Origin of the sequence: Pedobacter sp. Hv1 (assembly GCF_001412215.1) — a bacterium.
GTDB lineage: Bacteria > Bacteroidota > Bacteroidia > Sphingobacteriales > Sphingobacteriaceae > Pedobacter.
In genome coordinates, this window is the sequence record NZ_LLWP01000007.1 from 73,340 (window position 1) to 82,592 (window position 9,253).

Consider the following 9,253-nt stretch of genomic DNA (forward strand, 5'->3'; position numbering starts at 1 on the left):
GTTTTTATTTTTTATATCGAATGAATACATTGTCATAAGAATTTAATTGAGATAATTGATTTGTATAATAGTATCGTTCAGCATTTTGACAGCATCAGCGTAATTACTTTGAATACTGATGGCTTGATTTATGAGCATTACAAAGTCCAGGTAATTGATTTCCCCGTTGGTGAACTGCTTTTGTATTGTTTCGGTAACGACTGCCGCATTTTTTAGCCCTTCACTTTCATAATAGTTTACAATTTCCAAATTGCGCTGATAGTTTTCCGAGAGTTGTTTATACCGGTTCTGTAAATAAGCACTTGTAGCCTGCAATTGGTTTTCGGTAATACTTTCCGTGATTTTGGAAGCATTGATTCTCGCTCTTTGCGACTGTGAAAAAACAGGAATGGAAAAACCAACCTGTACAGAATGGAATTGAGGGGAAGCGTTGTATAACTTATCATCGGCTCCGGTTCCTTTGAAACTGTTGAGATTGTAACCAATCATCAAACCGGGCAGCAACTTGGATTTTTCTACTTTAGTTTGGCTCGCTGCAATATTTTTCTGCTGTTCCAAAACCTGTATAACAGGGTTTTTGCCGGTTTCATCCACCTGTAGCGGAATTATCTTTTCAGGGGATTCCACTTTATAGACCGTATCCGAATTTAATAACCATTGCCACTGCAACTTCGCTGTTTCTAATTCCCGCTGCACCTGTTTCAACTGGATATTGATAGCAGCCTTTTGATTCTGTGCAGTGGTTTTTTCCAAAATATTGCTTTCTCCTTTTTGCAGGCGCAACAAGGATTTGGCATAGAAATCAGCGTATAAGGAATCTGCTTTTAGCAGCAGCCTTTCCTTTTCCTGCCAGAACAGGATGGCATAAAAAGTTTGGGTAACGGCTTTTTTTAATTCAAATTCTTTCAACGAAACATTCAGCAAACTGTATTTCCATTCCTGTGTAAACAATTCTTTCTGCATTTTATAAACCGTTGGAAATGCGATATTCTGTGAAATTCCGAACTTGGTATCGTTGTATGCACCGTTAATCTGTCCATAATCTGCCGTAATGCTGGTCTGCGGAATATCAGCCGAAGTTTTGATGATGGCCTTGGCATAATCGGCCTTCAGTTTTTCAGTTCTTAAATTTTGATTATTTTGAACAGCCAATGCAATAGCCCTGTCTAATGTGATTTTTTCCTGTGCTTTAACAGAACCCATTCCCATTAAAGAAATCCCTGAAACGATCAATAATGTGATTGCTTTTTTCTTGAATAGATTCATTGTAAAACCTTTTTCAAATGCGATGAACAATAAAGGAAGAACGAATAATGTGAGCAAAGTAGCCCCCATCAGTCCACCAATAACTACCGTTGCCAACGGACGCTGCACCTCTGCACCTGCACCATTGCTCAGCGCCATTGGAATAAAGCCCAATGAAGCCACAAATGCGGTCATCAGCACGGGGCGTAAACGGGATTCTGTTCCGTCCACCACGATGCGGACAATGTTTTTGATTCCTGATTTTTTTAAACGGTTGAATTCGGCGACCAAAACAATTCCATTTAAAACAGCCACGCCGAACAGTGCAATGAAACCTATACCGGCACTTATGCTAAAAGGCATTCCCCGAAGTGCTAAAAAGAAAATTCCGCCAATGGTGGATAATGGGATTGCGGTATAAATCAATAAACTTTCCTTCACTGATTTAAAAGCAAAAAATAAGAGAATGAATATCAAAGCCAATGAAATAGGCACCGCAACCATCAAACGGCTTTTTGCCTGGTTCAGATTCTCGAACGAGCCACCGTATGTAATAGAATACCCGGCAGGAAGCTTGATTTGCTTATTCACTTTGGCTTGCAATTCCTGAACAATACTTTGCACATCCCGGCCTTTTATATTGAAGCCGACAATAATCCTGCGTTGTGTATTCTCCCGCTGAATTTGATTGGGACCATCTTTGATCTGCACTTCTGCCAACTGTGAAAGTGGAATCTGATTGCCGGAAGGTATAGGGATCAATAAATTCTGTACATCTTCCAGATTCTTCCGCACGTCGGCATTTAGTTTTACAACCATATCAAAACGTTTTTCCCCTTCGAAAACCAAACCGGTGCTTTGTCCGGCAAATGCCGTATTGACCACCTTGTTGATGCCGGCTACAGACAAATGGTATTGGGCAATCATTGGGCGGTTATAGGTAATAATAACCTGGGGCATTCCGGTTATAGGTTCTATATAAAGGTTCTGTACGCCATCCACCGTATTGATTATTTTGCCTAATTTGTCAGCCGTTGCTGCCAGGGAATCCAAATCATCCCCAAAAATTTTCAGGACCACATCCTGTCTTGCACCCGTCATCAGTTCATTGAACCGCATATTTACCGGATATTGAAAACCTGCGGTAATTCCCGGTACATCTTCCAAGGCCTTGCTCATTTTCTCGGATAGTTCCGGAAAAGTTTTGGCAGATGTCCATTCGCTTTTGTCTTTCAGAATCACCATCATATCGCTGGCGTCCATCGGCATCGGGTCTGTGGGTACCTCGCCGCTACCTATTTTGGTTACTACTTTTATCACTTCAGGAAAGCGTGTTTTTAGGATGTGAGCGGCCTTTTGGGTGCTTGCAATGGTCGTATTAAGGTTACTTCCCGTTAAGACCCTGGTATCCACTGCAAAATCGCCTTCTTCCAATGACGGGATAAACTCGCCTCCCAATCTCGACATCACGAAAATGGCCGCAATAAATAAAACCGAAACCACGGCGATAATGCGTTTGGGGATGCGGATGGCTTTTAACAAAAATTTTTGGTAGAAGGCTTCTACACGACGCATAACCCTGTCTGAAAGATTGTGCTTATGGCTGATTTTCCTGCTCAGTACCCAGGAACTCATCATTGGGATATAGGTAAGCGATAATAAAAATGCGCCCAATAAAGCAAAGGCCACGGTCTGTGCCATCGGTCGGAACATTTTGCCTTCTATACCTTGCAAACTTAGGATGGGAAGATAAACGATCAGAATGATGATTTGACCGAAAACAGCACTGTTCATCATTTTTCCAGCAGAACCAATTACCGTATTATTCATTTCTTTTTTGGATAAATTGGTCATTTGCTGAAATCTGGCGTTATGCGAGAGTTGATGCATCACCGATTCCACAATGATGACGGCACCGTCTATAATCAGCCCGAAATCCAAGGCTCCAAGGCTCATCAGGTTGCCGCTTACGCCAAACAAATTCATCATACAGATGGCAAAAAGCATGGCCAGCGGAATAACCGATGCTACCAGTAATCCCGCCCTGAAATTCCCAAGGAACAGAACCAAAACGAGCACTACAATCAGTGCGCCTTCCATCAGGTTTTTTTCGACTGTACTGATGGCATTATTGACCATTTTGGTACGGTCCAGGAAAGGCTCAACAACTACGCCTTCGGGCAGGGTTTTCTGTATTTGGGCTACTTTAGCTTTTACATTCTTGATGACTTCGCTGCTGTTTGCACCTTTCAGCATCATCACTACGGCACCCGAAACTTCGCCCTGGTCGTTGTAAGTCATAGCCCCATAACGAGTGGCATAACCCATTTTCACGTTTGCCACATCACGGATAAACAAAGGTGTTTCATTATTTTTATTGGCAATGGAAATATTGCCGATATCTTCCAGGCTGCCTATCAGGCCTTCGCTGCGGACATATAAAACGGTAGGCCCTTTTTCGATATATGCACCACCGGTATTTTGATTGTTTTCTTCCAAAGCCGAAAAAATATCGTTGATGCTAATCCCGTAGGCATTAAGTTTGTCAGGGTTTACTGCAATTTCATATTGCTTGAGTTTGCCACCGAAACTACTCACTTCAGCAACCCCCTTTACGCTTAATAACTGCCTGCGCACAATCCAGTCCTGAATGGTACGCAGTTCGGCGATGTCATATTTTTGTTCGTAACCTTTCTTGGGGCGGACTACATATTGATATATTTCGCCCAAGCCGGTAGAAATTGGTCCTAATGCCGGTGTGCCGATCCCCTGGGGGATTTGACTTTGCACTTGCTGCAAACGTTCAGCCACCTGTTGTCTTGCCCAATAAACATCTATATCATCATCAAAAACAATGGTAACGAGCGAGAGCCCAAAACGGGAAAAGCTGCGTATTTCTTTGGTACCGGAAATGTTGCCCGTTGCTTGTTCTATGGGGAAGGTAACCAGGCGTTCTATATCCGTCGCACCAAAAGAAGGGGCTATCGTAATAACCTGTACCTGGTTGTTGGTGATGTCGGGCACAGCATCAATTGGTAATTTTGTGGTTTGGTAGGCACCAATTCCAATGAGTGCAATGACCAAAAGCCCTATTATGAGTTTATTCCTTACGGAAAACTCAATGATTTTAGTAAGCATAGTTTTACTTGTTAATCAAATTATTATTCAATACAATTACAAATAGATACAGCAGTATTTATCGTAAATAAAATAACAGGATTAACCAATTGACAATCACATTCTATGAAGCTCCGGTTTTATGGAGACAGGAATGAATAATAATGATATAACACTTTCATGTAGGAGATCAGTGCATAACAAAATCGCACCTCAACAAAGTTTCAGGCAGGCCATACAGAATACCCTAGAATTGAGTTGAAGATGAAATTCCACACAATCATGCCATAAGAAAAGCCCATGCAATATGCAGATTATCACAAAAAACAATGTGGCAATGTTTTTTTAACTTTGGATGAATTCGAAAAAGAAATAAAATATTTTTCTCCAAAGTATAACACCAACCTGCATTCAATAGAACGTGTTAATACTGCATAGCAAACCTTCCTTTATGCAAAGTGCAAAAAGAATTTACGAAAAGTCAATTGGTTAAAAAAGAATTAACAAGATCTTGGAGGCTGCCAAATAGAAGAAAGAAACTGGTTGGAGATAAACGCATCGTCAAAAGAAACTACCTTAGACGATTCTCGTATGTCAATTTTATGAAATGATTCAAAAAAAAGCGGTTGGGGATATACGAAGCAAAAGCTTAATACATCTCCGTGCATAATGAAAGGTAGTTTTTGATCCTGATCATAATCATCATCGTGAGGATGATTTTCAAGGTGGTTACCTTCGTAATGAAGTACCAGAAACTCCATGACGGAAATTTGAGGATTTTTTTCTTTATGCTCGAAATAATGCTCTACCAGCATAGGAAACTTCAACAACTGACCTAATTCTGTTGTTGAAATAAGATATGTAGATAGAAAAAATATTGCGAGCACTTTTTTCATACTCACAAAGTTACTGAAAACTACATTTAATCCCACATTTCACCGTAATTTATACTGTATCCAGATAAACTATTGCATAATTTCGATATTCAGACACTTTTTATTATTTACCGTGAAAGCAAATGCTGTAAGTTTGGATCATTCTTGATACGCTCCATTTCGCTTTCAATAATATTTACAATATCTATTTTTATCTGACGGTAATTGCTTTCGATTTCCTGTTTCATTTTATCCTCACCGTGTTCATTAACAAAGGATAGGATTTCCGGTATCTTCTGATAGGCTTTGGTTTCGGCGGCAACTTTTTCATTATCCACTACGATTTCAGCGTGGAAAATCTTTTGGTCGATACGTTCATCAAAGTTGTCCGAAACTGAACCCACAAACATACCCTGTGTAAGCGTTGAAATTTTGGAAGCTGGAATAAGACTGTCTAACTGTGTAGAAATAGAGGTAGATTTATCATTCCTGTTAATCGTCATACTTTGGCGTTTCTGCAATACTTTCCCGAAGCGTTCCGAAAGACTTTTTGCCGTTTCTCCTACAACCTGTCCGCTGAAAATATTACCTACCGTATTTTGGATAACCTTACTTTCCTTGTCGCCGTAATCCCTTGTTAATTGCGAAAAATCCTGAAAACCCAAACAAACCGCTACCTTATTACTTCTCGCAGTTGCGATAAGATTATCCAGTCCTCTAAAATAAATGGTTGGCAACTCATCTATGATAACAGAACTCTTTAATTGCCCCTTTTTGTTGATGAGCTTCACAATCCTTGAATTGTACAAACCCAATGCTGCGGAGTAGATATTTTGACGGTCGGGATTATTACCCACGCACAAAATTTTCGGCTCTTTCGGGTTATTGATGTCAAGCGTAAAATCATCGCCTGTCATTACCCAATACAACTGCGGGCTAATCATTCTTGACAAAGGAATTTTTGCCGATGCGATTTGCCCCTGTAATTGGTCTTGTGCTCCGGATTGCCACGCATCCATAAAAGGCGACAAATAATTTTCCAAATCGGGATATGAGGTTAAAATAGTAAATACGTCCGAATACTTTTTATTAAGCAATTCAATGGCGTGTGGGAATGTACAATACTTACCGTTTTCATAGATTTTCAGATACCAAATAATTGCCGCCAATAGGATAATTGGGCTTTCCACGAAAAAATCCCCTTGCTTCTGTATCCAGCTTCGATTGAGGTTCAGCATTATGGTATAGGCAGCTTCGTAAGCATCGGATATGTCCGTCATAAAATCGGGATTGAGTGGATTGCAACGGTGGCTCTTACGTGGGTCGTCAAAGTTGATGACGTAGAATTTGGGTTGAACTTTGTACTTATCCCGATGCTTCAATAGATGATTGTAAGCAATGGTGGAAAGGTCATCAAATTTAAAATCGTAGATGTACATACTAAAGCCTTTCTCAATCTGTTGCTTGATGTAGTTGTTTACGATTGCATACGATTTTCCTGAACCCGGAGTACCCAACACAATCGAGGCTCGAAAAGGATTGACGATGTTAATCCAGCCGTTGTTCCATTTTCCTTTATAATAAAACTTCGTGGGAAGATTGACGGAATACTCGTTTTCCATTAATTTAGTTTCCTGCTGAAAACTCTCGTTCTCATTGTTGAAAACATCATCCATCAGATTGGTACGAAGTAGTCGGCTCATCCAAACTCCGGCTACCATTAAAGCGATATAGCCTAAACCTGTGGTAAGGATATAAAGGATTGTAGCGGTTAATAACGGTAGCTTTAGTAAAGGGAAATTCAGAAAAAACAGGATAGCACCAATAACTAAAGCCACATAGATTTTAGACCAGGTTATCTTTTCATTTTTAACTCCCTTAGAACCCAAACAGCTTAATGCCAACAATACCAAAGCAAACAGCTTGGTATATAGGGTATGCGAAAACAGCCCTGCCGTTCGCTGAAAATTGCCCAATACTTTGTTGATGATTTCTAAAGTCCAGCCACGTTCTATAAAGAAACCGTAGCAGAACCAATAAAGGTGCATCAGTACCAAAAGGATACTTACTGCCCTCATAAATGCCATAATCTTGGCAAGTCCTCTTAAATCGTCTTCTCCCTGCATTATTTTTAGTTTTAATGTTCGGGCGTGAATTTAAAGGCTCTATATAGTGGCTATAAGAATGTGGCACTCAATGGCGGTGCGTGGCGGTGTTTGGCTGATTGCTATTTCTGACCTCTTTGGCGGTTTCTTTTCTTCTTCATTTTGTTGGCAAAATCCTGTTCCTCGTAATCTTCGCCCTGTGCTTCGGGCAATAAACCGCCCAATACTTCAATCAAACCGTCTTCCTGTTTTTCATTACTATTCAGGAAGTCGAACAAATGATGTGGCTCTTCCTGCGGAAGAGCCACATCATTTGATATAGATTGTTTCATCGGTGGTACAGTACGTTCTTTAATTTCAGGTTTGATGGTGTTATTCCAATAATCATTAAAAGTACTGGCTGAAAGTTCCTTTCCCAATCGTGAACCGTTCCAAACCGTTTTAGAATTGTGGTCTATAAAAGTTATTCCGTAAATACGTCCTGTGTCATTTCTACGCACCACTACGTTAATACCCTGTTCGGCTAACTGTTTTTTAAAGGCCTGCTCATCGTTTGTTGATTTCAGGGCAATGGTAACGGCAGCTTTGATGGTTGGCTTTGTCGGATGGTCTTTTAAAGTCTCTTTGCATTTCGCAAAATACAATTCCAAAGTCGGTAGCCCTGCGTTCTTTCCAAAAAGTGAAGCCTTGAATGGATGTCCGGCTCTTTCGCCTTGTTCGTTTAACGGAATGTATAGTAAACCCTGCCGTAGTTGCCCCTGCAATTCGCCCTCCACCTTTTCGGTGGTTACATTGAATAGGGAAAGCAGAGCGTTGTATTCTCCCAAAGTTTGATATTGATAATAGTTCGGCAGGTTTCGAACAACTGAAGCTATCTGACTTTTCACATCGTCTGCGCGATAATCTACCGGACGGAAAATCTTGTCGTTCTGCCGATGCTCCTTTTCCGTTGCGGGTATCAAACCGTGTTTCCTTTCGAGTTCACGGCACACATTCATAGACCGCATTTTCTCGAACTTGTCCGAAATCTTTTTGCCCTCTTCGTCCACGCAAACCGATACAATATGAATATGGCTACGGTCAATATCGGTATGCTTGAATACCACAAAAGGTTGTTCGCCGTAACCCATTTCACGCATATACTGCTCTGCCATTTCCCTGTACCTGTCATCACTTACCTTGTCTTTCGGGTCGGGATTGAGCGAAATATGCAACGTATGCTTTTCGGTATTGCGGTTGGCTATGAGATAAGGGGCAAAAGATTGGGCTAATTGTGCAACGGAATAATGACCGTTAGCGGTTTCAATCATCTTATTGGCAAACAAAATTTTTCCGTTTTCATTCTCCACTTTGAGCTGATTGTACGCCAATGCTCCGTATAAATTTCCGCTTCTTCCGATTTTCGCTATCATTTCTAAGGCTGTTTTTTCAGATGTTTTGCTTCAAATTCTTCGGTTATCTGAATGATTTTTTGGCATAGCATCGCCATTTCAGCCGTCTGTTTTTCCAATTTGTAAAGGAACGCTGCGGCTTTTTTCTCGGAAAAATTCTTGTACAACAGCTTTACAATCTGATTATAATTCACACCTACGGAGCGAAACTGACTGTGAAACGAGGTCAATCGCATATAAAAATCAACCGTTCCTTTATCAATTCTAACCGATTTCATTTCCTTACTGAACAGCAGGGAAATGATAAACTTTGCTTTGTTGGGCATTCCCGATGCTTCAAAAAGCGATAAAAGTTTGGCATTTTCTTCGTCTGTAAGACGGAAAACGTGGCGGTGGATGCTCGGGTCGGTTTTCGGTGTCCGTCCGCCCTTATTCTGTTTTTTGTTACTGTTCTCGTTCCTCACTAATCCATTTTTAATCCACACAAAACCTCGACTTCGGCGAGCCATTTCTGCCCCCT

Annotated in this window: 5 protein-coding genes; all 5 read right to left on the reverse strand. The window is 40.8% G+C overall.

What is annotated here, in order from left to right; genetic code table 11:
- Positions 1–42: 42 nt before the first annotated feature.
- Positions 43–4,383 (reverse strand): CusA/CzcA family heavy metal efflux RND transporter, encoded by a 4,341-nt coding sequence (locus tag AQF98_RS14215; RefSeq protein ID WP_055132629.1) that lies wholly within the window; start codon positions 4,381–4,383, stop codon positions 43–45.
- A gap of 479 nt (positions 4,384–4,862) precedes the next feature.
- Positions 4,863–5,258, reverse strand: coding sequence for a hypothetical protein (locus tag AQF98_RS14220; RefSeq protein WP_055132630.1), 396 nt, complete (start codon positions 5,256–5,258; stop codon positions 4,863–4,865).
- Positions 5,259–5,365: 107 nt separating this feature from the next.
- On the reverse strand, positions 5,366–7,366 hold the full coding sequence (gene mobC, locus AQF98_RS14225; RefSeq protein ID WP_200911892.1) for a conjugal transfer protein MobC: 2,001 nt from the start codon (positions 7,364–7,366) through the stop codon (positions 5,366–5,368).
- 98 nt (positions 7,367–7,464) lie between these two features.
- Entirely contained in the window at positions 7,465–8,754 is a 1,290-nt protein-coding gene (gene mobB / locus AQF98_RS14230) for a conjugal transfer protein MobB (protein WP_055132632.1), read from the reverse strand.
- Between the two features lie 2 nt (positions 8,755–8,756).
- Positions 8,757–9,242: a conjugal transfer protein MobA gene (gene mobA, locus AQF98_RS14235; RefSeq protein WP_055132633.1), complete on the reverse strand. Its 486-nt coding sequence runs from the start codon at positions 9,240–9,242 to the stop codon at positions 8,757–8,759.
- Positions 9,243–9,253 lie beyond the last annotated feature (11 nt).

Coding starts and splice junctions, on each gene's coding strand:
- AQF98_RS14215 (WP_055132629.1), bottom strand. CDS start 4,383: ATGCTTACTAAAATCATTGAGTTTTCCGTAAGGAATAAACTCATAATA.
- AQF98_RS14220 (WP_055132630.1), bottom strand. CDS start 5,258: ATGAAAAAAGTGCTCGCAATATTTTTTCTATCTACATATCTTATTTCA.
- mobB (WP_055132632.1), bottom strand. CDS start 8,754: ATGATAGCGAAAATCGGAAGAAGCGGAAATTTATACGGAGCATTGGCG.
- mobA (WP_055132633.1), bottom strand. CDS start 9,242: ATGGCTCGCCGAAGTCGAGGTTTTGTGTGGATTAAAAATGGATTAGTG.